16 protein-coding genes are annotated in these 24,276 nt (G+C 69.8%); 4 read left to right on the top strand and 12 right to left on the bottom strand.

What is annotated here, in order from left to right; translation table 11 throughout:
• Window positions 1–177: 177 nt before the first annotated feature.
• Window positions 178–1,029: an ABC transporter permease gene (locus tag ACFY7H_RS22105; RefSeq protein ID WP_388940419.1), complete on the bottom strand. Its 852-nt coding sequence runs from the start codon at window positions 1,027–1,029 to the stop codon at window positions 178–180.
• Window positions 1,026–1,634, bottom strand: coding sequence for an ABC transporter ATP-binding protein (locus tag ACFY7H_RS22100; RefSeq protein ID WP_388940418.1), 609 nt, complete (start codon window positions 1,632–1,634; stop codon window positions 1,026–1,028). Before ACFY7H_RS22100 ends, ACFY7H_RS22105 begins: the two co-directional genes overlap by 4 nt.
• Window positions 1,635–1,873: 239 nt before the next feature.
• Here ACFY7H_RS22100 and ACFY7H_RS22095 point away from each other — a divergent pair, with 239 nt between their 5' ends.
• On the top strand, window positions 1,874–4,114 hold the full coding sequence (locus tag ACFY7H_RS22095) for a polyprenyl synthetase family protein (protein WP_388940416.1): 2,241 nt from the start codon (window positions 1,874–1,876) through the stop codon (window positions 4,112–4,114).
• A gap of 267 nt (window positions 4,115–4,381) precedes the next feature.
• Here ACFY7H_RS22095 and ACFY7H_RS22090 read toward each other — a convergent pair whose 3' ends face one another.
• The 4 genes from ACFY7H_RS22090 to ACFY7H_RS22075 all read right to left on the bottom strand — a co-directional run bounded on the left by ACFY7H_RS22090 (window position 4,382) and on the right by ACFY7H_RS22075 (window position 11,499).
• The gene (locus ACFY7H_RS22090; protein ID WP_388940414.1) at window positions 4,382–5,422 is read right to left on the bottom strand and encodes a phosphotransferase enzyme family protein; all 1,041 of its coding nucleotides are present in this window, start codon (window positions 5,420–5,422) and stop codon (window positions 4,382–4,384) included.
• 187 nt (window positions 5,423–5,609) lie between these two features.
• The gene (gene ltrA / locus ACFY7H_RS22085; RefSeq protein ID WP_388940412.1) at window positions 5,610–7,367 is read right to left on the bottom strand and encodes a group II intron reverse transcriptase/maturase; all 1,758 of its coding nucleotides are present in this window, start codon (window positions 7,365–7,367) and stop codon (window positions 5,610–5,612) included.
• A 631-nt stretch (window positions 7,368–7,998) separates the two neighbouring features.
• On the bottom strand, window positions 7,999–9,495 hold the full coding sequence (locus tag ACFY7H_RS22080; RefSeq protein WP_388940410.1) for an NUDIX domain-containing protein: 1,497 nt from the start codon (window positions 9,493–9,495) through the stop codon (window positions 7,999–8,001).
• A 72-nt stretch (window positions 9,496–9,567) separates the two neighbouring features.
• Entirely contained in the window at window positions 9,568–11,499 is a 1,932-nt protein-coding gene (locus tag ACFY7H_RS22075; RefSeq protein WP_388940717.1) for an ATP-binding cassette domain-containing protein, read from the bottom strand.
• 769 nt (window positions 11,500–12,268) lie between these two features.
• Here ACFY7H_RS22075 and ACFY7H_RS22070 point away from each other — a divergent pair.
• Complete coding sequence (locus tag ACFY7H_RS22070) at window positions 12,269–12,436, top strand: hypothetical protein (protein WP_388940408.1); 168 nt, start codon at window positions 12,269–12,271, stop codon at window positions 12,434–12,436.
• Between the two features lie 931 nt (window positions 12,437–13,367).
• Here the strand turns inward: ACFY7H_RS22070 and leuE are convergent.
• From leuE to ACFY7H_RS22050, 4 genes are all read right to left on the bottom strand, one after another.
• Window positions 13,368–14,024: a leucine efflux protein LeuE gene (gene leuE, locus ACFY7H_RS22065; protein ID WP_388940407.1), complete on the bottom strand. Its 657-nt coding sequence runs from the start codon at window positions 14,022–14,024 to the stop codon at window positions 13,368–13,370.
• Window positions 14,025–14,084: 60 nt separating this feature from the next.
• Window positions 14,085–15,575 (bottom strand): B12-binding domain-containing radical SAM protein, encoded by a 1,491-nt coding sequence (locus ACFY7H_RS22060; protein WP_388940406.1) that lies wholly within the window; start codon window positions 15,573–15,575, stop codon window positions 14,085–14,087.
• A gap of 999 nt (window positions 15,576–16,574) precedes the next feature.
• A complete protein-coding gene (locus ACFY7H_RS22055) occupies window positions 16,575–16,793 on the bottom strand; it encodes a hypothetical protein (protein ID WP_388940405.1) in 219 nt (72 codons plus the stop codon).
• 433 nt (window positions 16,794–17,226) lie between these two features.
• Window positions 17,227–17,529: a hypothetical protein gene (locus ACFY7H_RS22050; protein ID WP_388940403.1), complete on the bottom strand. Its 303-nt coding sequence runs from the start codon at window positions 17,527–17,529 to the stop codon at window positions 17,227–17,229.
• An 8-nt stretch (window positions 17,530–17,537) separates the two neighbouring features.
• Here ACFY7H_RS22050 and ACFY7H_RS22045 point away from each other — a divergent pair, with 8 nt between their 5' ends.
• The gene (locus tag ACFY7H_RS22045; protein ID WP_388940401.1) at window positions 17,538–18,605 is read left to right on the top strand and encodes a hypothetical protein; all 1,068 of its coding nucleotides are present in this window, start codon (window positions 17,538–17,540) and stop codon (window positions 18,603–18,605) included.
• 6 nt (window positions 18,606–18,611) lie between these two features.
• Here ACFY7H_RS22045 and ACFY7H_RS22040 read toward each other — a convergent pair whose 3' ends face one another.
• Complete coding sequence (locus ACFY7H_RS22040; protein ID WP_388940399.1) at window positions 18,612–19,178, bottom strand: hypothetical protein; 567 nt, start codon at window positions 19,176–19,178, stop codon at window positions 18,612–18,614.
• A gap of 63 nt (window positions 19,179–19,241) precedes the next feature.
• On the opposite strand from ACFY7H_RS22040, the gene ACFY7H_RS22035 reads away from it, so the two are divergent.
• Entirely contained in the window at window positions 19,242–21,938 is a 2,697-nt protein-coding gene (locus ACFY7H_RS22035) for a hypothetical protein (RefSeq protein WP_388940398.1), read from the top strand.
• Between the two features lie 716 nt (window positions 21,939–22,654).
• Here ACFY7H_RS22035 and ACFY7H_RS22030 read toward each other — a convergent pair.
• Window positions 22,655–23,296 carry a hypothetical protein gene (locus ACFY7H_RS22030; RefSeq protein WP_388940396.1) on the bottom strand — a complete coding sequence of 214 codons (642 nt, stop codon included), beginning with the start codon at window positions 23,294–23,296 and terminating at the stop codon, window positions 22,655–22,657.
• Window positions 23,297–24,276: the final 980 nt, after the last annotated feature.

The following is a 24,276-nucleotide window of genomic DNA, read 5'->3' as shown; positions in this document are numbered from 1 at the left end:
GACTCGGTGCAGACCACTGCTCACTTGAAGAACGCCGGCCGAGCAACAGAAGAAACGAATGATCACCCGCCGAATAGGCGTTCGTCCGGTGTGTGGTGCTCGCCCGGGCGTGTCAGGCGCGTACCGGTCGCCCTCCTGATGGTGACGCGGTGCCCGACGTTCCGACGCCGTCGGGTGTCAGGCCGAGGGTTTGGTGCGCTCCGGTTGCTGTGTGGGTTGGGACTGCTGAGGGGGGACCAGCTGGGGTTGCCCGGTTGGGGGCAGGGTGGTGCGGGTGCGGCGGTGGAAGGCGAGCAGGCCGATCAGGGCTGCCGCGGCGAACCACAGGAGCTGGATGGCGAGGTAGCGCGTGAGCGGGGCGTCGGAGAAGGCGGCGCCGGTGCTGGCCTGCATGGACCCGTAGGCGGGGAGGTAGCGCACGATGGGGCTGTCGGACCCGGAGCTGTAGAGCGGGTTCTGCAGGGCGAGGTCGATGACGCTGATCATGACGATGGCGAACATGCCCTCGACCTCGCGGCGCAGCAGGGAGCCGAAGGCCACGCCCAGCGCTCCGTAGGTCAGTCCCACGCAGAACAGTGCGGTGGCGAAGAGGATGGGTTGGTCGGGGATGCGGAACAGGCAGGTGAAGGCGGTCGCGTACAGGGCGACCACGCCGGAGGCCAAAGCGAGGGAAGTGATCTTGGCGAGGATGAGGTGCGCGCGGGGGTAGCCGGCCATGGCGAGCCGTCGGTCGAAGTGTCCGCTGGAGAAGGACGTTGCGAACATCATGAAGCCGATGATCAGGGTGACAGCGTTGAGGGCTCCGGTGATCTCGGTGAGCTGGTTGCCGCCGGGCATCAGCGTCTCGCCCGTCGCCCGTAGCTGGAAGCGGACCTTGGTGCTGGGGACGGACAGGAATGCGAGCGCGGTCCAGACCGGGATGAAGAGGGCTACGAGCACCATGGCGAACCGGTTGCGCAGGTGCTCGGTCAGCGCGTATCGGGTGGCGGTGGCGAAGAGTGTCCGGTGACGGCTCGTGGGGCGTTTCATGAGGCCCGCTCCTTGGCCCGGTCGTGCAGGAGTCCGTCGTCCAGCCGGTACAGGACGTCGAGGCGTTCGGTGTCGTAGGCGAGGTGGGATACGACGAGGACGGAGCGTCCGTTCTCGCGCAGCCGTGTGGCCAGGTCCCAGAAGCGCTGGTAGGTGTCCCAGTCGAAGCCCTGATAGGGCTCGTCCAGCAGCAGGACCTGCGGATCGTGCATGAGGGCCAGCGTCAGGTTCAGCTTCTGCCGGGTTCCGCCGCTCAGGACGCTGACCCGTTCATCGGCGTACTCGCGGAAGTGGAGCACTTCCATGCACTCCTCGGCCCGGCGGAGGTCGGGGAGGGCGTAGGCGGCCTTGAAGAAGTGAAGGTGCTGTTGGACGGTGAGGGCGTCGTTGAGGACGACCCTCTGGGGGCAGTAGCCGAACCTGCCGCCGTGATGGACCGCGCCGTGGTCGGGGCGGAGTTCACCGGAGAGGATCTTCAGCAAGGTGGTCTTGCCCGCACCGTTCTCACCGACGATGCCGGCCAGCGTTCCCCGGGGCAGGTCGAGGTCGACACCCCGTAGCACCACGCGGCTGCGGTAGGCGTGGCGGACATCGCGGACCTCCATCGAGGGCTTCCTCCCGGTGTCATGAACGCAGAGACGAACTGGCCTTCGTCCAACGCCTTGTGAAGTGGGAAGACACGCCAACGGTCGTGATCGTTTTCATATTTCATCCAATGCAGTGGATAGCAGTGTGATCGCTACCGGTCGGGCGTCAGAAAGCCTCTAGGTTCGCTGCAATGACCCGCTCTGTCTCCACCCCCACATCTCAGGTGCCCGCACCGGCACCACGTCCCATCGCTGAAGTGCTGCCTTTCGGCAGCGCACGCATGTCGGCCGGTGTCGAGACCTGGCACCTGACGGGGCACCTGCGTGACGAGGACGGCGAAGCGCATACCTGGTCGGCCGGCGTGCTGCGCCATCACGACACGCAGGACCCGGCCGCGGGGCCCGGTCACTGCGTGTACGTGGCGCACCACGGCCCGGCGGGCCTGTCGTACGGCACATGGATCACGCCCTCTGCCCTCAAGGCGCTCCGCCAGGCGATCAGCTCGGATCAGAGCATGGATCCGCGGGTCCGCGCGGCGATGACCGAGGCCCTGGCGCAGGGCCCCTTTCTTCCCGACCGCTTGCTGCCGGGGCCGGTGACGGAGAAGTCCGGGACGCTGGATCTCACCGCGGGCGAGGTGATGGCGCTGCGTCGGAAGGGCGACGGGAGCTTCCACCTGGTCTTCAAGGAGCAGGCACACTTCGACCTGCTGCTTACTCCCCTCAAGCCGGTGGTGCCGCAGTTCGATTGCGCGCCCCCGATCACAGAGGGCCCGGCGGGGCTCACCTCGTCCGTCCTGCCTCGCTTGGAGGCTTGCGGCACGCTGCTCACCAGCGACGGGACGGCGAAGAGGGTAGCGGGCCGAGCCTGGTTCCAGCACGGCTGGGGCGCGATCCCTACCGGCGGCGCGCAGACGCTGGGTCCGTCGAACCTCGACTGGGGGTGGGCCGGCCTGCACCTCGACAATGGCTGGGATATCAGCGTCCTTCACATGAGCACCGGTGGCTCCAGCTCGGTCGCCTGCCCTTCGGTCCTCGCGCGGGCGATCGCCGTCGCCCCGGACGGCAGCGTCAGCCACCACGACCTGACCTGGCAGCCGACCCGGCACTGGACCTCTCTGGCCACCTACAACACCTATCCCACCGCGGTACGGGTTCACGTTCCGGCACTCGACCTGGACGTCGAGCTCACCGCGCCCGCCGCCGCGCGGGAGATCCGCACCCTCACCGTCGGCCGCGGTTTCTGGGAGAGCCCCGCCACCGCGCGCGGCACCATGCAGGGCGCTTCCGTGAGCGCCATGGCCGTCCTGAAGACCCTGCCCGACAACACCATCGGTGACATCGAGCGCTACATGCGCCGCAGCCACGGCATCGCCCGCGCGGAAGCGGCAGCCGTCTACCCGGCCACCCCGGCCGACACCGTCGGCGTCGATCTCCTCTCGGGCACCCACGACGGCACACTCCTGGACGCCACGGCCCACGCCCGGCTCCACGAGGCCCTCGCCGCGCCCGTCCTGCACCTGCTGAACACCTCGGGACGCTCCTGGCGCCCCTTCGTGGCGACGTCGGTCCTGTGTCTCCTGGACACCGACCCCGAGCCCTACCGCCCGCTCACCGCGGTCACGGAAATCCTCCACACCGCGGCACTGATCATCGACGACATCCAGGACGGCTCCCCCACCCGGCGCGGACTGCCCAGCGTCCACGAGGTCTTCGGCATTCCCGCAGCGATCACCGCCGGGACGCTCGGCTACTACACCTTCGACCCCCTGCTCCAACGCGTTCCCCAAGCCGATGCGGCCACCATGCTGCGCATCTACCAGGTCTACCTGCGCGCCATGCGCGCCGCGCACGCCGGACAGGCCCTCGACCTGGCCGGATACCGCACCACCTTCGACAGCGCCGCCACAAGCGGGGACCCGGGCGCGCTTCTCGAACAGATCCGCACCACCCACCGCCTCAAGACGGGCATGCTTGTGCGCAGCACCGCCGAGATCACAGCGATTCTCGCGGGCGCAGACGACGCACAACTCACGGCGATCTGCCGGTACTTCGAGACGATCGGCGTCGCCTACCAGATCAGCGACGATGTCGCCGACCTGTACGGCATGTCCACCGCCGACGACTACCGGCAGGGCATTTTCGTGCGCACGCCCGCCCGCGACCTGGCCAACGGCACGGTCACCTACCCCGTGGCCCACGCCCTCGCCCTCCTCGACGCTGACGACCGCCGACGCCTGGCCACAGCCCTTCACGCCCGCACCGAAGCCGATGCCGCCCAGGCGGCCGAACTCCTCATGGACAGCGGCGCCCTGGAGGTCTGCCTCACCGAAGCCCGGGACCTGGTCGACCGGGCCTGGGGCGCCCTTGACCCACTGCTCCCGCAGACGCTGCACAAGGCGATGGTGCGCGCTCTCGGCTGGTACACCGCCCAGCGCGGTCCCGGAAACGATCACATCCCGACCGAGCGGCCCACACCAGGTTCCGGCTGCGCCTGACCGCGAGTCCGCCGCGAAAGCCGCCGCAGTTTGGGCGCCGTTCGCGGCGGCACTCCGGCGACAGGCCGATCGCGCGGTTCCGCCGGTGCCACCGGGTGAGCGGTCGTGACGGGCGCCTTCCGTACGTGGGGGCGTGGGTACGCCGCAGGAGCCCTCCGTAGTGGGGGCGGCGGCGGTACGGGGTCGCCGACTGCTCCGGGCGCGGCGTGGCGGCTGGTCCGGCATGTGCCGCAGCGCTCGCGGCGCGGAGCGGGTGTGGCGGTGGGCTCAGCGCAGGACGTCACGGAGCACCTCCTCGGCCTCCTCCAGGCGTTCCCACAGCACGCCCGCGGCCCCTTGGCGGGCGCGCCCGTACGCCTCCAGGGCCGGAGTGAGACAGGCAGGGTCGTCCAGCGGCTCGGACAGGGGATAGACCGAGCACGCCAGGTACCCGGCGGCGACGCGCGGCACGGCGAGGAGGTCCTCGACAGGAAGCTCCGGGTTCGCCGCCCGGTAGGCATCAACCGCGCGGGCCAGGCCCGGGATCCATTCGTCCGGGCGGGCCAGCACGGTGCGAGGGTCCAGCACGATCCGGCCGAGCTCCCAGACGGCACTGCGATGTCCCGGTGGCCGGAAGTCGATCACCGCGGCGACCTCCTCGCCGCGCAGCAGCAGGTTGGGGGAGGCCAGGTCCCCGTGCACGATCTGCGCCGTCAGCGTGGCCGGCAGCTTCTCCAGGCGGGCTGCCACCTCGGGAAGGGCGGCAAGACGCCCCGCCGCGGTGCGGTACGCCCAGGCGGCGAATCCTCCCGGGGCAGGCGGCGCGGCGGCCCATCGTGCGAGGAGTTCCTCCAGCCGCCGCTCGGCCCGCTCGACGTCGCACACCTCGCGGGCTGCCACCGGGTGTGGCGGTCCGACAGGGTGGCGGGCCAGGGCCCGGTGCAGTCGGCCGACGGCCTCGCCGACCGCATTCCACCGGCCGCCGGACAACCCGCCCTCGGCCGTCTCCGCGTCCGCGATGTACTCCATCACGGACACCCCCAGCCCGTCGGCCGACGCGATCATCTCGCCCGTCACCGTCTGCCGCACGGCCGGCACCGGAGCCCCGGCCGCCCTGGCCGCCTCACCCAGGGCCAATGCCTGCCGCTCCGCCTCCAGGTCGGTCCCACGGGGGTATGCCTTCACGAACCACCGTCGGCCCTCGCCGTCCTCGGCCACGTAGTTACGGGTCGCCGTTCCCGCCGGGCCCTCGCCGACCGCGGCCGGCGTGATCCGGTACAGCAGCGCCAGGACCCCGGCCACGACCATGGCGTCGGACTCGGTACTCATCTCACCGCCGCCCCTGACAGTGCCGGCTTGCGGACGGACTGGCTTCGCCGCCCGCTCCCGGCAGGTGTGCTCACCCTGCTCAGTCGGGTAGCCGGGGTGCGTTGCCGCACCCCGGCCCCCTCAGAACCGGACATGCCACTCATCGCGGCATCCGGCTCAAGCAGACCCTTATGGCCCTGATGAAAGGTCACAACTGCTGGGCCCTCCTGTGATCGCCAGCGTGGTGCTGGCGGTGACAATCAGCGTGTACGAGGCGAAGATTGGTCCGTTGATCGGAACCACCGTCCCGCCGATAGACGAAGTGGTGCTTGTGCAGCGTCTTCGACACGGCCGAGAACCAGGTGGCCCACTCGCGTGGGCTGTCGGGTTCGTACTCGGCCCCGGAGATCAGCGCCTGCTTGCATAGCGGGCACATCCCCTTCTGGCGGGCGGCCAACGTGATCGACGTACTGTCGAGCGTCGTTGGGACCGACTTGCGTCGGCGGCTGGACCAGTAGTCGACAAGCGCGGGGTCGTCCGGAGAATTACTCCCCTTGACGAGCACGTGCCTTTGGATCTTGGTCCACTGGAACTTGTAGAGATGAGCGCCGGTTTCCCGGTCGCCAAACACCCACCTGTCCATCCGATTCAAGCGGAACTGGCCGTAGTACCTGTCCTTGAGCCAGTACGACGACTTTTTCGGGTGGCTGAACCTGGCCCATTTCCATGTGAGGGTCCACACGTAGTGATCCAGATTCGAAAATACTTTGCTTGAAACCACCGTCCGGTAGTAGGTTGCCCATCCCCTGATGATCGGGGTGAGCTTCCTGATGATGGCCCGAGCGTTGGACCCGCGTAGTGCCAGGACCTCAGCTCGAAGCCTTTCCCGGACCCTCCTGATGGCCTCTCTGCTTGGCTTAATAAGTAGCTTGCCGTTGTACCGACGGACATTGAAGCCAAGGAAATCGAACCCTTCGTCGACGTGAATAATCGATGTCTTCTCGTCGTTGAAGGCGACCCCTCGGCCCTCCATCCAGCGGGCTAACCGCTCCTTTGCCTCGCATACTTCTTCTTCGCTGCGACAAAACACTGCGAAGTCGTCTGCGTAGCGGACGAGGATTGGCGCATCCTTTCGGGCACGGTAACTTGTGCCTTCATCGGTGCCGCCAGCAGAGGCTTCCATGCCATGCAGAGCAATGTTCAGCAGAAGCGGACTGATTACACCGCCTTGAGGAGTCCCCTCAAGAGTCGGTGCGAAACGACCGTTCTCCATCACGCCGGCCTTCAGCCACCCCCGGATCGCCTCCCTGGCTGGGAAGGCGCCGAGGCTTGTCATCAGGTGTTCGTGTGAGATGCGATCGAAAGCCGCCGTCAGGTCAGCGTCCAGCACCCACAGGCGCCGGGAGGTCTTCTTCCGGAGCACGTTGTAGATGGTTTGGATCGCGTCATGACAGCCCCGCCCCGGCCGGAAGCCGTAGCTTCTCCGGTCGAACCGGGCCTCCCACTCTGGCTCCAATGCGTTCTTGACTCGGGCTTGCCTGATCCGGTCGCGAATCACAGGGATACCGAGCGGCCTCCGCTTCCCATTGGCCTTCGGGATGTACACGCGTCGAACTGGCTGAGCTCTTCCAGGATCCCGCTCAGTGGCAATCTCCATCGCCACCTTTCCCCGCTCCCGCGGATTGAGCGCCGTCTCCTGATCGATCCCGGCCGTCCGACGCCCCTGGCTTTGCTGCGTTACCCGCTTCACACTAACCAGCGTGTTCGCGTGCGAGCGCAGCATGAGTTTCTGCAAGTTGCGGACCCTTTTGAGGTCCCCTTCCTGTGAGGCCGTGAAGATTCTCTGCCTCAGTCGCCGTACCGCCGCCTCCTGACAGGACCAGTCGATGCTGTTCCAGTATTCAGCGGAGCCCTCCGGTCCGTTCACGTCGGTGATCGCCACCGCCGTCTCATATACTGCCGTCACGCTCACCTCCGTGTCTAACTTGCCCTTTGGTGATGGCGTCCTTGCTGTTCTTCTTCACAGGTCCACCTGGTCCACGTCAGCTCTCTTTCGAGCCGGGCATCCACCCGTATCCGACGGGTTATGTGGCAGGGTCGAGGTTCCCTGCCGTTTCCCCTGGGCTTTCGCCCGGTCGGCATTCGCTTCTTGGACCATCCTGTTCCCGCCAGAGAATTGGGCCTTCGTTGCCTCCGGCTTACCGGACGACCGTCCGGACTCTGACGGGGTTTCCACGTTCCGCTCCGACAAGATGCGACTGGTGTTGGGCTCTCCCTTTACCCCGGGACCAGTGGTGTCCTGCTCCGGGCGGCTGGAATCCCGGAGCCACTTTGTGTCTTGCAACACAGGTCCTGTCCTTCCTGTTTTTTCTCGCCATCGGAAGGGTCCAGATCACGAGGCGTCAATGGGAGTTCATTCGCATTAGCCCGGCCAGTCTTCCCCTTCGCCTGTTGCCGCCCGATGGCGTGGGCCGCTCTTGGGCTTGACCCGTCCGGCTTCACACCCCGCCGTTACCAGCGGAGCATGCGGACGTGGGGACGGACCTTGGACACTGGTCCGAAACTGCCTGCTCAACCTTCCTTCCTCAGCAGAGAGTTCACTTGTCGTGAGCGACCTCGTGTCGCACCCAGCCCAACTGGGAGTAGGGGCGGCCTTCGGCGATCGAGGCGATGGCCGTTCGCGTGTAGGGGACGATCCTGTCCGGCAGCTCATGCCGCGGCCACCACTTCCAGGTCAGGCACTTGTCGGGCTCAAGGACCTTCGGTACTCCCTCCCACCGGCGGACCTTGAAGACCAGCTGCATCAACGGCAGCGCGCCTGCGGTGTCGACGACGTGGACGACGTGCGCGAGCTCCACGTCCACGGGGTCGATGACGAGACCGGCCTCCTCCCTCGCCTCTCGGACCAGGCAGGCGAGGGCGGACTCCTGCTCGCACCTCCCGGCGAGGTAGTGCCAGGTGTCGCCCGCGTACTTCGAGTCCGGGTGACGCAGCCCGAGGAGCACCCGGCCTTCGGCGTCTTCGAGGTGGAGGTGGACTCCGATGCCGTTCAGCACCGTCCGGCTGCCCCCATCCCACACGGCGGGAGCCGCGTCCGGCCCGTTGTCCGGAGGGTTCTCGGCCGCGTGCCGGCGAATCAGGTCCCGGGTGGCGGGGCTCAGGCGCAGCCGGTCCAGTTCATCGGGTGTGAACCAGCGCAGCAGCACACCCTCGTGCAGCGCGAGACGGTCGGGGTTGCCACGCCACCGGCCGGCGAAGACCCGGACGGGGACGCTGAGGCCGTCGACGCTGGTGGCGGCCTCCACGGCGTAGGGCTTCACGTCCTCAAGGCTGAGGTCGGGGACCTCCTCGGACAGCTCCCTCAACATCGTGTCCTCCAGGCTCTGGTCGTCGTGCGTGCGGCCTCCGCCGAGAAGAGCGAACGCCCCCGACTGCCAGATGACGCCCGGCTTGTGGTCGCGCAGATGGAGCAGGTAGCGGCCGGCCCCGTCGTGGATGAGTGCGGAAGCGTTCACCGGCTCGGGCCGGCCGTCCAGCCGCGCCGCGAGGAGTTTCGCGCGCAGTGTCGGCGAGGTGACCTCCGGCTGGGGGAGCCACTGGGCGGCGGACACCTCCTCGTCCTGCAGCACGATCGCGGGCGGCTCCTCCCCGGCGAGGTAGAAGACGTAGCGGACGTCGTAGTGCCGGTGGGCCGGTTCCCCTTTCGCCGGGCTTGCGTCGATGTCGTGGACGTCGATGTCGATCGGAGAGCCGAGCAGCTGCCGGGTCAGGCACAGGGCGCCCGGCGCGATCCCGGCCTCCTCCGACACCTCCCGCAGCGCCGCGGTGAGCAGCGTGCGGTCCCCGGGTTCGATGTGGCCGCCGGGGGTGAGGACGAGGCCGCCGGTGGCCCGGTGCCGGATGTGCAGGACCCGGCCCTGCCGGTCGATGACGACGGCGCTGCACGTGACGTGCCCGGGCAGCGTCGTCCGGGCGGTCGCGTCGACGGGCCGGCCCAGCGCGGCAAGGAGCGCGGCCAGGGCGTCACGCTCGCCGGGGTGCCTGCCGAGGTACGCCTCGACGGTCGTGCGGATCGCGGTGGAGCTGGGTGGCATGGGCGGTGCCTCGCCTTCGATGGAGTGGGGGCCGGGTGGCGGGCCGGGCTGGGGGAAAGCCGCTCCGGTGGATCAGCTTGCCGTTTCGTGGCCGGACGGCTGGGCGCCGCGGGGGCGGGGAACGCCGTCGGCTGCCGGCGTGATTCCGTACTGGGCGGCCTGGGCGGTGAACATGCCCTGGTACAGGCCGCCCTCGCGGGCCATGAGTTCCTGGTGGGTGCCGTCCTCGACGACGCTCCCCTTGTCGAGGACGTAGATGTGGTCGGCGTGCATGGTCGCGGCGAGCCGGTGGGTGACCAGCATGACCGCGTGCCCCTCCTCGGCCAGGGACCACAGCCCCTCGAACGCGGCGATCTCCGCATGGGGATCCAGCGCACTGGTCGGCTCGTCGACCAGCAGGAACGGCGCCTGCCGGTACCTCGTGCGAGCCGTCCCCAGCTTCTGCCACTGGCCTCCCGAGAGCTGGACACCGCGCTCGTAACCCTTGAACACGATCGAGTCCCAGCCATGTGGCAGGCCCTCGACCAGCTCGAGCACGTCCGCCTCGCCGGCGGCCTTGCGGACGCGGTCCATGTCCCGTGGGCGGTCACCGGCGCCGATGGCAACGTTCGCGGCCGCCGTCATCTCCCAACGCGGGAAGTCCTGAGCCAGCAGACCGACTTCGGCGAAAACCCGGGCGCGGTCCGCCTCACGCAGCCCGACCCGCTCGCCCGACTCACCCACCCACCACACGTCTCCCTCGGCCGGCAGCAGCAGCCCGGCCAGCACCTTCGTGAGTGTGGTCTTCCCTGACCCGTTCGCGCCCACCAGGGCCGTCACCTTCCCCCGCGGCACGCGCACGCTCACACCCTTGAGGGAGGGGCCATCAGCGCCCGGGTAGGTGAAAGACACCGCCTCCACCCGTACTTCCCGCACCTGGGCCGGCAGCGGCGCACCGGAAGAGGGGATGGCGTTTTCCCCGGCGACCTTGATCGCGTCCTCGGTGTCGGTGAGGAACAGCAGCTCCTCGTACAGCCGGTTCACCTGCTGCACCAGCGACGTGAGCCGCGCCGTCGAGGTACGGATGGCGATCACCGCGGTCCCGCCGACGGCGAGCGGGAGACCGCCGCTCGACAACAGCCACCACAGCACCCCGTAGCAGGCCAGCGACGCCGCGCCGGCGAACCCGCCCGCGACCAGGTCCGTCGATGCCTGGGCCCGGGCCAGACGCCGCTGCTCGGCCTCCGTCTGCCTGGACATCTCCTCGTAGCTGGACAGCAGCTTCGTGCCGGCGGCGTGCACGCGGAGCTCACCGGCAGCGTGCGGGCGGGTCAGGTAGGCCAGCAGGGACGCGATCGCCCTGCGGTGATCGACCCAGGCCATCCGGGAGAGATAGTCGCGGCGGGCCGAGCGGACCGCGCCCCACCCCTTGGGCAGGGCGATCGCCAGCAGCATCGGCAGCAGCGCCCAGTGCAGCGCCGCGAGCACGACCGCGGCTGCCGCCATGCCGATCACCACATTGCCGACGCCGACCGACAGCCGCAGCATGCTGCGGGCCGAGTCCGTGCCGAACTTCCCCGCCTCCAGGATCCGCTGGACCTCCGGCCGCTCGGTCGCCTCCACCTCCACGCCGGTGACGGCCGTGTAGTAGCGGGCGGAGACGGCCCGCTCCACCTGGGGCTCCAGCCGGCCGGACATGGCCGTCGACCAGGCCGACAGGACGGCGCCGGCCACCGCCGCAACCGCGAGCGCCACCAGGGACGGCAGAGCGTCGCGGAGCTTGTCCACGGTCGGGCCGTCTGCGAACAACTGTGCGAGGACGCCGTTCACCGCCACCAGACCCCACCCGGCCGTCACGCCCTGCCCGAGCTCGGCCGCGACGACCCCCATCAGTGCGCGCCGGTCCGCCTTCCAGCCGGTGCGCAGCACCATGCCCACCATCCGCGGCAGCGCGGCTGCCATATGCCCGAACTTCAGCCTGGTCAGCGGACCTTCGTGGCGAACGAAGGACTGGTCGTAGCGCAGCCTGCCCCCGTACAGCTCCCGCTCGGCATCCGAGATGTTGTCCGTGGCCCCGGCCTTCGGGCCGCTCCCGGTCTTGCCGTTGTCTGGTCCGGCTGTCGTCAACGTGTTCCCCCTTGTGGACGTGGTGGTGGCGTCGACGTGTTCAACGACGCCGCACGATTTCGAGCACCTGTTCCTTTCGGACGGGTTGTGCACCCTGTGATTCAGCGGATTTCCGAAGGTGCGCGGTGCACCGACCCTTGCCGCGCAAGGGCACGCGCTCGACGGCCGTTGGCCGAAACGCCGACGTTCGGGCGCTGCGGGGGGTAAGCGGTCAGCCAGAGCTCGTGCCGGGGGAATCACCCTGTCCGCCTGGGGTGGACTGCAGCCCAGGCCCAGCGTCATAACCGCATGGCCGGTCAGCCCCACTTCGCGGGCTTCCTGGTGGTAGCCGCAGGCGAGCACACGGACGGCGTGGGGGTGTGTGCGCGGGCTGGTGGTGGCGCGCGGACTGCTCGAAGGGGGGCGTCCGTGACGGCGAGGAGGAGACGTAGAGGAGCATGACAATCTCGTCGACGGGATCGCCGGTCATGGCCATCGGCTCGAACCGGTCGCGCCCAAGGTGGCCCAGCAGTGCCTTGTTCCTCGTGGTTCCTCGTGACGACGAGGGCGGCGCGAAGGGCCCTCCCGTGGGCAAGTCCCAGTTGCCCCGGCTCAGCCAGCCTCGGGGCCTCGGACTGCCAGGCGGGCCGCTGACGGCGAACAGCCCGGCTGCGGGGGCGAGCTCGGTGTGCACGGCGTTGACCGCGAACTGCTGGCTCAGCGCGAGCGGGTGCTCCGCCTCGGCCGGCCAGCGGCCCGCCGGGGTACGGGCTGGGGCCACGCCCGCGAGGGCGGCCTCGGGGCGCAGTCGCAGGTCGACGCGGCGGGCCTGGCCGAAGGCCGCCCCGGGGGGTGAGGTAGGCGGCGAGCCCGGGCCCGGGGTCCTGCCGCGCGAGCGCGCCGTCGACGCTCTATCGAGGCCGGCGGCGATGAAGCTGTTGAGGAAGTCCTGCTGGTCGGCGGCACCGGCGTGGTCGAGACGCACGGCGACGCTGCGGACCCGCACCCCGACGGGATCCAGCGCTACCGCCACGCCCCAAGAGGCGGCCAGCTCACGCGTGAACTCCAGCAACCCCACGGCGGTGACCACCCCCGCCCCGACGGGGGCCGCCTCTTCCTCGTCGGTCTCTGCCTCACCCGTGTCCGGAGCGGACCCGTCAGGCTCGCCAAGCGCGGCGGCCCGGGCGCTCCAGGCGTCGGCCTCCTCCACGAACCCGTCGAGCCGGCCCCGGCGGCCGGGGCAGGGGCGGATCGTACGGCCGGTGGCCCAGGCGCTGGAGGAGAAGACGGGCGGACTCGAGCAGCAGCCGCCCCTCGTCGTTCACGGTGAGGGCGAACAGCGCACTCTCGCCGTCCATCCGGCCGTCGTGGTCCTCGCCGCTCTCACCGAACACCCGCAACAGGGTGTCGCGTACGGCACTGAGGGCGAGCGTCCCGCCGTAGACGACGTGCTGCCAGCCGTACCCCGGCTCCAGCGGGGCCGGACCGCAGGGGATGTCCCGAGTCCCGGTGCAGGGGCCGGTCCGCCTCGACGGGGTACACCCGCTCCCGTACGGACAGCCCCGGCACCTTCTGCGGGCTGAACAGCTCAACCGCCCGCCCGCAGTACCCCACGAGCCCACTCCGCCGCGCTCCTGCCGCCGATGATCACGTAGACGTAACCCTACGAGGGCGGGGCGACGGGGTCAGGCAATTGGGCGGCCGGCTCGTACGGGGATGGTCCCGAGCTGCGCACGGTGCTCGACGCCCTCGGTACCTGCCCGGAATCCCTGGGCCGGCCAACACCCTCAATTGCTCGTCGTGGCCAGCTTCGCTGCGAAGCCAAGGAATACGGCTCCTGCCCCTGTAGTGAGGCTTGCAGACAGCTTCCGGCGGCGTCGGAACTGGGCGGCGAGATACGTTCCGCTGAAGATCAGTACGGTGACGTACGCGATGCTGATGACTTGGTAGACGGCGGCCAGCAGGGCGAAGGACAACCCCGGATACGCGTACTGAGGGTCGACGAACTGGACGAAGAACGAGAGGAAGAACAAGATTGCCTTCGGGTTCAGGACCGTGATCACCAGTGACCGCCGGAACAGCCTTCCGCCCTTCGGCAGGTCTGAAGCGGCCGGGGCATCCTCCACAGCCTTCTCGTCCCGGCGTCGCCACATGGCCCAGGCCGCCCGGATCATGCCTACGGCGATCCAGGTCAGGTAGCCGGCACCCGCGTACTTCACCACAGCGAACACCAGCTCGTTGGCCTGCAGGAGCGATGCCAGGCCGGCGGCCGTCGCCACCATCAGCAGAGTCTCCCCCAGGAACATCCCGGCCGCGGCGCGGTAGCCGGACTTGACCCCGAGCTGTGCGGCGATCGACAGCGTGAACAGAGAACTCGGCCCCGGTAGCAGAATGATCAGCAGCGCTCCCACCGCGTAGGTTGTTAGATTCTGCACTCCCAGCATTTCGGCACCCTTCTTTCCCCCGCCCCTGCGCGACGGGGCGACCGCACTGCAGGAGCGCGGTTATCCGACGTTGTTCCCCGTGCGCACGTTGTGCGCGGTTACCATCTCGTCGACTTCACTGATCCGCTCGAGAGCGTATTTCTCGCTGATGTGGGTGAAGTTGTCTGCCCAGAAGGCGCCCAGCTCGTCGATGTCGAGTAAGTCCTGATCGCCGAACCTGGCGAACATCTCCTCCCTGTCGTCCCGCGTCGGGGTGATGCCCAGCGCAGTCAGATAGCGGTCGATCTCCTCGCTGCTCTTGAAGAAGTTCGGCTGCTCGTAGTCGACCAGAAGATCCCATGCGGGACTGTTCGGCAACGGAATAAAGCGGGAGAACTCCACCGAGGAGAGCTCGACCTCGCCCAGCATCTGCCGGATGCCGGCGATGGTGCGGTCCAGCGTCTCCGGCCGTTCGCCCGGAGCGCCGGCGATGTACGAGGCATGGACCGAGATGCCGGCCTTGTTCAGCATGCGGATGGCTTCGAGGTTGGTCTCGCCGGTCGTCTTGTTCTTCCGCTGCGCCTCGAGCATTTCGGGATCGGCGGCGTCCAGCCCGATGTTGGCACGGGTGACGCCGAGTCGCCGCAGCTTGTCGACGTTGTTGCGCTTGGTCAGCCCGAGGGCACGTGCGTAGACCATGACCTGCAGCTCGCCGTCGTCGATGCGGCGCTTCAGGTGGGGTGGGGTGGAGTCGATGAGGGCGTCCACGTAACGGGGGCTGGCGGTGAAGCTGTCATAGACCTCGAAGAAGAGGTTGATGCCGTGGTCGCGGTTGTACTGGTCGATCGTCTTCCAGAACCCTCGGGGGTCTCCTGTATTGACGGTCAGGTCCGCGATGGAGCAGTAGGTGCAGCGTTTGTAGCCGTTCTCGCAGCCGCGTGCGTTGTTCACGGTCACCGGTCGCACCTGGTGTCCGTGGAGGTGGCCGAACTGGGCTCGGTAGTTCTCGGCGTAGACGTCGAGAACGTTGTCGATGAAGGAAAGGTCAGGAATCGTGTTGCGCAATGAGAGCGCGTACTTCGGGGCAGGATTGATGCGAATCCCGGCGCCGTCCCGGTAGGCGAGAGAGGAAACCTCCGTTAAGTTTCCTTTGTTGGAGAGCAAGGCGCGCATCAGCTCCACGAACGGAATCTCGCCGCCGTCATTGGCTATGACGTAGTCGATCTCTGGCCGGTTGCGGAGAATCATCTCGGGGAAGAAGATCGCATGATCGTCGCCGATGACAACCCGCGCACCACATGCCTTGGCCGTTTCGGCGATCTTCAGCGCCTCGGAGTAGGTGGGTGTCAAGGCGCTGATGCCGACGATGTCCGGTGCGAAATCCCGAACGGTCTGCTGGACGGTCTCGGTGTTGCTGATGCCGCCGTCGACCACTCGTATGTCGACGCGGTCGCCCAATGCCTCCCGTGTGGCCGTGGCCAGCTGCACGATGCCGATGTGAGGGTAGCAGGCGTAGTTGGAGGCGTTGCGGTTTTCCGTGGGGTTGGGGGCGTTCGCGAGCAGTAGCTTCATGGGAATTCCACCACCTGATGCAGGGGATCGACACGGACGGCCGACGGAGGCGCATCCGTACGGATCATGAAGATTTGCACGGGTGATGTGCGTGTACTAGGCACCAATCGGCCAGCGTGGCGCTCTAATCGGACATCCTGACTTTCTTGACCGTGAGCTTCTGTACAGACGGGCTTCCCGACCGGACGCTGACGCGGTGTCGCGTGATGCAGCGCAGTCCCTCTCCACACCGTGCCCACGCCCAACGAGGCTCCGCCCTCCACCAGGCGCTGGCGAAGACGTTCTAAGCCCCAGTCTGGATCTCAAGCGGGTGTTCGGCCGACTGCGCCAGCGGGCCAGAGCAGGCCTGGGCTCAGGGCAAACCTGCTTGGTGGCGCCGGAAGCGCCGGCAACCGTGTCGCGGCCGCTCAGTTCCTTCAGCCTCGGCTCGTTGCATGCGTTCGGCTTCGAGGTCCGGAGGCCAAGCAATCTCGGGATTGACGTGCAGGACGGCAGGGCGACGACCATACGCTTGGCGCGGGTGGACCGGCCGCCGCCGATGAGGTGTCGGTTGTCGATCTTCTCGGCGCAGTCGTCGCCCCTGGTTTCGTCGTAGAGGCGCCTGCACTCGCGGCAGGCAACTTTCAGCGCCTCGCCCCGCTGGCCGACGGCGGTCTTGAAAGAGCTGCGGAAGCCGGCGACCTCGGCGATGCGGCGGCACCACGACCCGGGTGTCCCGAGTGTTCTCCGGCGCCGGGGTACGGGCGGAGGAACGGCGGCCTTCTTCTCCGGCCGAGGACCGAGGTAGGCGAAGTCTGGTGACCGGAGCCAGTGGCCTCCTCCACCTCGGTGGCCCGTCCGGCCTCGCGACCCAGACCTGTCGGGCAGCGGAGGAAGAGGTACCGGGCCGATGAGGATAACTACGGCTCGTACGGCGTGGGGACTGGAGGGCATCCAGCGGCCGGCAGCCGTTCATCCACGGGCCGGCCACCGGCGGACGGGACCAGGGAGGGGGCAGTTCTAGCGATCGTGCCCGCGCCTCAGCCGGGCCGTGAGACGGGTCCAGTGCACGCGGGTGGCCGTGCGTACCCACAGACGTACCGCTTCGCTCGACGCCAGGTCGTGGACGACCTGGCCCAGGAAGTGGACCTCGGGGCTCGGATGCCAGGACAGGGCGGCGCCCGTGGCGTGCAGTGCGTGGTCGATGAAGGTGTCGATCGCCGAAGGGACGTGACGCATGGTGTGGTGACACCTCACCGTTCTCGAGACGGGTGAGGTGCGGGCCCGCGCCCGGGGTTGCCGGCGTGCGCAGTCAGATTCGTCCGGTGCGGTGGGGTCCCCGAACTCCTGCGTGAGATCCGGTGAGAGGAATGCGGAACCGCGGGGCAGAGGCGGTTCGTGCAGGACTCCCGCGAGGTCTCGTCTGCTACGAAGGCGGACCGGGACGACTACGGGGCCCGGCCGTGTGCCCTACGCTGAGCCGCCTGTCGATCCGTCACTGGGGGAGGGGCCGATGCGGCCGAGGAAGCTGTCGCGCAGGAAGTGCGGACGTACCTGCACCGGGCCCTGTGCCTGCTCTGCGACCTGAAGGATTGACGGGAGTCCGGACGGCCGCTGCCCCGCTCCGGCGAGTCGCGCAGGCGGCCGGCAGACTCCCCCTGTGGCGGCACGTTCACGCGCGGACCGCCCGCCAGACGGAGCGGGACCTGCGGGCCGCGGCGAGTACGGCGCCCGACCGGTACACGAAGTTCCACCGGCCGGCGTCTTCCTCAACAGGCCGATCACCCAGGACCGACAGGGGGCCGTCGAGGCACTGGCGCACCTCGGTGAGCCCGAGTGCACGCTGCCGTCCGGGCTCCGCCTCGGACTGGATAGGGCCGCGCGGCAGCTGTGGCTGTTCGCCGCCCGACGGGCCGGCGACGACGGCAGCGCGCACCGGCAGCTGGCCGACGAGATCAGCGAACGGGCCCGTCACGACATGCTGTGTCTCGACCACGGCTCCGCGGACGCCCCGCCCGTACCCCTGCGGGACGGTACGTCCGCCGCGGCACCAAGGAGCGCCTGGCGCGCGTCCTGCAGCAGCAGGCCCTGGCCGGCAGCCCGGGCCAGCCCGTCCAGGTGGTGCTGGGCGAAGCGGGCACCGGCAAGTCGAGCCTGCTCTGGTACCTGACCGGCCTCCTCGACGGCCGTCGGGCGGCGGCCCCGCCCGCCGAGACGCGCACCGGCCTTCCCTCGGACGAGCTCCGTGCGGGTGCGGAGCTCCGGCCGGTCCTGCTGAGGGCCGAGCAGCTGCTCACCCCGGGTGAGGGCGACCAGCTCCTGGAGTCTTTCGAGCTCAGCCTGAAACCCGGCTGTATCGCACTGCTCGATACCGCGGACCTGCTCTTGCACGCCGCGGGCGGCCGCAGCGTGCTGCGCCGGGCGGTCGCCGTCTGCCAGCAACGGGGCATACCGCTCGCCCCGACCTGCCGTACGCGCGACAGCGCCGCCCTCCACGACCTCCTGGGCAGGACGCCGTCCGACGTCGTCTTCCACACGGGCGACTTCCGCGGCGGCGAGGATCTGGAGCGCGCCCACGTACTGCCCGCACTACCTGCCCGCGGCCCCACCCACCGTCCGGGCGAAGGCGGTGGCGTACTGCTGGAGGCCGCGGTCCGCGGGCTGCCCGTCCGCGAGGTGGTCGCCCGGCCCCTGACGCTGCGCATGCGCTTCGAGGTGTATGCGCCCCAGTCACCGCCCCCCGAAATCGACGCAGCGGGTTGGTACGAGCGCTACTGGGAGCGACGCGTCCGCGAGGACGGCCGCCACGGCGCCACCGGCCACGCGATACCGCAGTCGCCGGACCTGTCCTGGCCGCGCAATCCCTCGCCCGCCTCATGCTTCACGACGGTCCCTACTACCTGGCCGCCACCGAGGCCGTCGCCGCCAAGCCGTACGAGCTGGACGTCCAGGGCTGGCTCAAGGACAAGGCGAACGCCTCCGAGTTCACATCCCGGTCCGCGGCCCGGACCTGCAACGCCGAGAGGGGCCCGCTCAGGCGGCGGTTTCTAGCGGTCGTCACTCCTCGCCGGCGGCCGGGGGCGGGTCGCCCTCCATCGCGGCGAGGGCCCTCTGCGTGACTTCCAGGTCGAACTCAAGGATGTCCCGGCTGAAGTTCTCAGGTTCCTTCTCGTAAAGGGCCCTGCCGCGCTGGGACGTGAAGGCGGAGGCAGGAACCGCGTCCTGGCCCTCCGGAATGAACTTGAGCACCTCCTCCTCGGCGGCCAGCGCAGCCACCATCGCACCCCGGTACTTGTAACGCTCGGACTCGGGAGCGTTGAGCGCCCCGAGCGAGGCCCAGCGGCCGTATCGGAAGGCGACCTCCGCGAACTCACCCGGATCGATGATCTGGGACGGCTTGGCCCCGCCGTAGGCGGGCGGAGGGGGCGGCATCTCCTCGTCCATCACGAAGGCGAAGCGCCTGTCCCGCCCACAGGCACGACACGTCCCCTCGTACACCGCCACGAGGTCCTCGCCATGCTGCTCCAGATGGTGCCGGCGCTCGAAGCCGCCGCTGCCACCGCACTCGCACGGGTGCAGGTCCATGTACAGGTGCGCTTCCAAGGAGGAACGGGCTTTCAACATGCCATGATCATAAGGTCGGTTATGCGGCCTGCCCATGGAGCGGCCCGGGGGAGAGGGCATCACATGGACCAGTCGATGTACCCGTGGGCGGCGCCCGGCGCTTTTCCGCCTTACCACCAGGGCCGCGGGGAGCAGCTGGTGTCGGTTGCGGAACGGCAGATGGGACCGGTGGCCGCGCGTGTGCTGCGGGAGAGGCTGGGCTCCCTCCGGGCGGGACGTGACCAGGACGGCCGCCAGTTCTTCACCGTTGGAGAAGGCCAGGATCCGCACGCGACGATCTGGCTGGATGCCATTCCCCTGGAGGCGGGAAGGATCGCCGACACCGCGACGAACACGACCTCGCAGAACTACGTCGTCCGGATCAGCGACCGCCTGCCCGAATCAATGCTGGAGCGGGTACTCGCCCGTGAGCTCGGTGAGCTCACCGCCGTGCGGGAGCGCGCAGCCGAGGGCCTGGCACCGGTACGGGAGGACCTTCTTCGCCACAGCGCGGAGCTTCCGGCCGACCTTGAGCTGTCCGCCGCTGACATGGGGCGCATCGCAGAACTCGACTGGCTGGCGGCACAGCATTCGAACCCCGACCTGCCAAGGGAGCAACAGGAATTCGCGCGCACGGAGTTCTCTGCTCTTCTGGACTTGTACGGACTGCGCCCGACCGCGACGCGGCAAGACCAGGCAACGTATCTCTCCCAAAGAAAAGCGGCTGACCTCCGGCTCCGGCTTACCAACCCTTCCGCGTCCCCTGTTTCGAAGCGCCTCCTGCGCGACCTGGCCCGCCCCATCGAGCAGCTCTCCCCCGCCGACGCCACGGCGCTCCATGCCTCCCGGGAGGCCGCGATGCGGGCGCAGCGGCAGGTCGAGGCGTTCCTCGGGCGGCGGGAGGTCACCATGCCGCTGCCCGGGTACGACCAGAACGGGCTGCCGCTGCCCCGGGACGCGTTGGGGGCGGATGCCGAGCAGCAGTGGGCGGCATGGCGGAACCAGGTCCACGAGCGGACCGAGCACACCTTGCGGGAGCAGCTCGCGGCCGGGACGACCCCGCGGCGCAAGGTGGCGATCGGCGGCGGGGCCAGTCTCAGCGGCCGGGACCCGGAGGCCCTGCTGATCGACGCGGTGGGCCGCTGGCACCTCGACCCCGGCAAGGGGATCGTCCAGTCTGCGGACCAGGACCGGGATCTGGCGTACTGGATGGGGGTGGACCCCTACGCGGCGGTGACCGACCCGCGCGACCGGGTGCCGATCGAGGCGGTCCGGGTGTGGGAGGACCAGCTCGCCACGCAGGGCGACGTGGTGAACGGCCACGCACGGCTGGGGCTGGGCCGCGGCGGGGAGCTGCTCGCGGAGATCAACTCCGTGACGGGCGGCGGGCCGCTGAGGGTGGCCTGCGACGGGACGCCCAGCGTTGCGACCGGGCTGCCCCCCGAGCTGGTGCCGGGCGCGGTCCGCGGCCGGAACGGCGTGGAGAGCCGCGCCGAGGCCGTACGGCTGCTCGGGGACCGGTTGCGGGAGCTCGACGGGGAGGGTGTCGCCGGGGCGGCGCAGTTGCGTGACGTGCTGACGGGGGCCGAACGCGGTGGCGTGGACACCGAGGCCGTGTTGGGTGCCCTGGAGGCTTCGCCGCTGAAGGACCTCCTGCGCACCGGCCCGGACGGCGGTCCCGCCGTGCGCCTGGAGAACTGCTTCACCACGCTGGAGGCGACCCGGAAGTGGGAGGCCGCTCGCACGGAGGCTCCGGGCCGCACCATGATGGGCGACGAGGTGGCCGAGAACCGGTTCGACGCGAACGACGCCGATCACTGGATCATCGCCGGATCAGGCGGGACCGGGGCGGCCAACGCCGAGATCATCCTCCGGAAGAACCCGCGGGCGCGGGTGACCCTGATCGGCCGGAACGAGCCTCCCGCCGCACTGCGCCACCAGGTGCAGTTCGGTGCGATGGAGGAGCTGTACGGCCGCGAGAAGGGGGACGGCCGCCTCGAGTTCGGCAGGGCCGATGTCGGAGAGGTCGAGACGGTGCGCGGCGAGGACGGGCGGACCTGTTTCCTGATGACGTACGCGACGGTAGGCGAGGACGGGGCCATGGTGACGAAGACGGTCGAGGCGGACGGCTATGTGGCGTGCCTCGGCCGGACGAATCCGCTGCCGGCCGCCGTGCAGGTGCTCGCGGACGAGGTCCGCGACCGGAGTGGGCGGGTCAGCGGTAGCCTCCTCTTCGACCGGGACGACCAGTACCTCGGCTACCGGCTCGGATTCGCCGTGGACGGGACCGAACACCACGTCGACGTGGACGGCGCCGCGTCCTGGCAGCTGCCGCGCGAGGTGTTCCCGCCGGAGGAAGGGCTCCAGGGCGAACTGAACGTGATGGGTGCCCGCGCGCTGCCCCCGGAGACCGGCAACGCCGCACCGGGTTTCGCCCCCATCGCCAGGCAGAGCGCACTGCGGGCGCGGGCCGTCGCGCAGGAGCGGGACGGGGACGCGGGGGCGGTCCGGCAGCTGCCGTCCGTACCGGACCGCTGGAAGCGTCAGGAACATGCGCGCCCCGCCCCTGCCCCCGCCGAGGTCACGGCGCCGGCGGTCGAGGTACCGGCGCCCGAACGGACGCCTCCGGGCCGAGGCGCCCCCAACGCACACCTGTGGACGCTCGGCGCACCGCCGTTGCGGGGGCGCCTGCCGCGGGCCGCGCCCGGGCCGGAGCGAGCTCCGCAGCCCCCGCCGCCGGAGGCCGGGCCGCGGGGGCCGGGAGTCGGGTACGGGGACTGAGGTGGCCTGGGTCGGGGATCGGCAAGGGCGGCTCTCCTTCGCCCGGCCCGGGTCCGTAGTCCGCGGTACCGAGGGCCCCTCCCCCGAACGGGGGAGGGGCCCTCGCACATGTCGGTCCAGCGGCCAACACCCTGTCGGCGGGCTCCCGGTGAGGCTGTACCCGTCACCGAAAAACCCTGCTCACCCCGGGAGTCCATGATGAAGAACCGTACGGGCGCCCTCGCCCTGGCCGGCTCCGCCGCCCTTGGTCGCGACGCTGATCGCCGCCACTCCGGCCCCCGCGACTCCCACCGCGCACAGGGCCGCCTCGGTGCACGGCGGCGGGACGGTGTCTTACCCGTACGTGCCCAAGGAGCACGACATCCGCTTCACGGTCGACGCCGAGGCCGCCCCCCTGGAGCCGCCCCTTCCCGGCCCAGGGCGGCGCGCAGGGCATGCCGGTCGACGCGCGCGGCAAGGTGACGGTCTACCACGCCATGCCCGACCAGAACTTCACCGGCGTCTCCGAGGCGGAGGTGGACTGCATGGTCACCGGCGGGAAGACGGCCACGATCAGGGCGGTGGTCACCTCCCCGGTTCGCAAGGATTCCTTGGTCCGGCGTCCTGGTGCCGACCGCCCGGCCGGTGCCCCGGTGCGGGTCACCAGCCGGGTCCGGCTGTCGCCCCCTGGAGGAGGGCGCGGGCCGGGCCGGCCCCGCGACGGTGACCCTGCCCGCTCACCAGTGGGTGAGGTCCACGAGACAGCGGCAGTGGGGACCCTCCGTCTTCCCGGGCGTTTGCCCTTCCTCGCCGAGCAGGGAAGGCAGTGCGGCCAGGAGAGCGGTCAGGGCCCCTCCGGGCCTGACGTCGGCGGCGATCACGCCCGGCACCTCGTCGCTGTCCATGTAGAGCCGCAGCAGGCCGCCCTGACGGAACAGGAATCCGCGCAGCCGTGGCGGAGGCCGCTCCTGGGAGAACTGCGCCAGGCACCGCAGAAGGGTGGCGGCCCAGTCGTCCGTGGTGAAGGGGGCTTTCTTCACCTGCGCCGGGTCGACGAGGTAGAGGTCCATGCCCATGACGGAGGTGACCCGGTCCGAGGGGTAGATGTGGGTCCCGGTGTGGAGCGTGCGCAGCAGGGCGACGACGTCGTGGGCGGTGCGGGGTTCCTCGCCGCCGCCGCGGGGGATCTCGTACGCCGTCAGGCGGGCCGGGTCGCTCACGTCGCGGTCGCCGAGGACCACCCGCACCGCCGCCGCCCCGGCGGGGGCGGGCAGGACTCCCCGCACGTGCTGGTCCTTCAGCAGGGGCGCGCGGACGTGGTCGAGCAGGAGGGCAGCCACCTCCGCCTGGAAGTCCCCGATGTCGTCGTCTTTCTTCACCGGATTCCTCGCTCGCTCACTCGTTGACCCAGTCGGGGCATTTCTGCATGCCGTTGCAGTAGGCGGTGATCACACCGATCACGTTCCCGGGTCCTGCGTCGTACCGCTTGTCCGCCGTCTTGCGCGCGTAGCGCGCCTTGACGACCAGTTTGACGCGGCCGTACGCGCGGTTGGTGGCCCAGCCCCAGTACTGGATGTCGGCACCGTCCGCCTTGTCGACGTTGCCCTGGAGCGGGACGTCGACCAGGGGGCATTTCCTGATGTTGTGGGCGCCGGAGAAGTGGTTCCAGCCGAAGTCCCCGTTGCCCAGGCGTGTGGGGATCTTACGGCCGTCAGGATCGGTCGCACTGCATTTGACGGCCTTGTTCCAGTAGGGCCCGGTGTGGGCGGGTGGCTGGGCCCGCGAGCAGCACCGCGGCGGCGAGCGGTGAGAGCAGCATCGCGGTGTTCTTCATGACGGGACGGTCGCACGGAAGACGATGCGCGGTGCATTGTCTGGGCCGCTTTCACTCCGAACGGCTATTCCTGATACAGGGTGTCAGGGGCTGGTGGGGTCGGTGGGGCAGAACTCTTCGAGGAGGAGGGGGGTGCCGAGGGCGAGGGTGACCAGGCGGCGGTGGGCGGCTTCGAGGGTGCGGCGGGCACGGGCGCGGGCGCGGGGGAGGGGCGGTCGAGGTTGAGGTCGTCGACGGTCATGGGGTGGAGGCGGGCCAGGCCGTGGCCGGTGGTGACGGTAAGGGCGATGAGGGTTGTGGTGCGTTCCCAGGTGGAGGTGAGGATGCCCTGGGGCTGGTGGGCGGAGCAGGCACACAGTGCGGTGGGCTTCGGCGGGGGTGAGGCGGGGGGGGGGGGGGGGGGGGGGGGGTGGGGGGGGGGGGCGGGGGGGGGGGGGGGGGGGGGGGGGGGCTGGGGGGGGGGGGGGGGCCGGGGGGGGGGTGTCGTCCGGGGCGGGCTTCGATGTTCGGCGCCTGTTCCGGATC

Origin of the sequence: Streptomyces sp. NPDC012794 (genome assembly GCF_042901085.1) — a bacterium.
GTDB lineage: Bacteria > Actinomycetota > Actinomycetes > Streptomycetales > Streptomycetaceae > Streptomyces.
This window is presented reverse-complemented; position numbering and strand designations above follow the sequence as displayed.

Coding starts and splice junctions, on each gene's coding strand:
- ACFY7H_RS22105 (WP_388940419.1), bottom strand. CDS start 1,029: ATGAAACGCCCCACGAGCCGTCACCGGACACTCTTCGCCACCGCCACC.
- ACFY7H_RS22100 (WP_388940418.1), bottom strand. CDS start 1,634: ATGGAGGTCCGCGATGTCCGCCACGCCTACCGCAGCCGCGTGGTGCTA.
- ACFY7H_RS22090 (WP_388940414.1), bottom strand. CDS start 5,422: ATGAGTACCGAGTCCGACGCCATGGTCGTGGCCGGGGTCCTGGCGCTG.
- ACFY7H_RS22080 (WP_388940410.1), bottom strand. CDS start 9,495: ATGCCACCCAGCTCCACCGCGATCCGCACGACCGTCGAGGCGTACCTC.
- leuE (WP_388940407.1), bottom strand. CDS start 14,024: ATGCTGGGAGTGCAGAATCTAACAACCTACGCGGTGGGAGCGCTGCTG.
- ACFY7H_RS22060 (WP_388940406.1), bottom strand. CDS start 15,575: ATGAAGCTACTGCTCGCGAACGCCCCCAACCCCACGGAAAACCGCAAC.
- ACFY7H_RS22055 (WP_388940405.1), bottom strand. CDS start 16,793: ATGCGTCACGTCCCTTCGGCGATCGACACCTTCATCGACCACGCACTG.
- ACFY7H_RS22040 (WP_388940399.1), bottom strand. CDS start 19,178: ATGTTGAAAGCCCGTTCCTCCTTGGAAGCGCACCTGTACATGGACCTG.
- ACFY7H_RS22035 (WP_388940398.1), top strand. CDS start 19,242: ATGGACCAGTCGATGTACCCGTGGGCGGCGCCCGGCGCTTTTCCGCCT.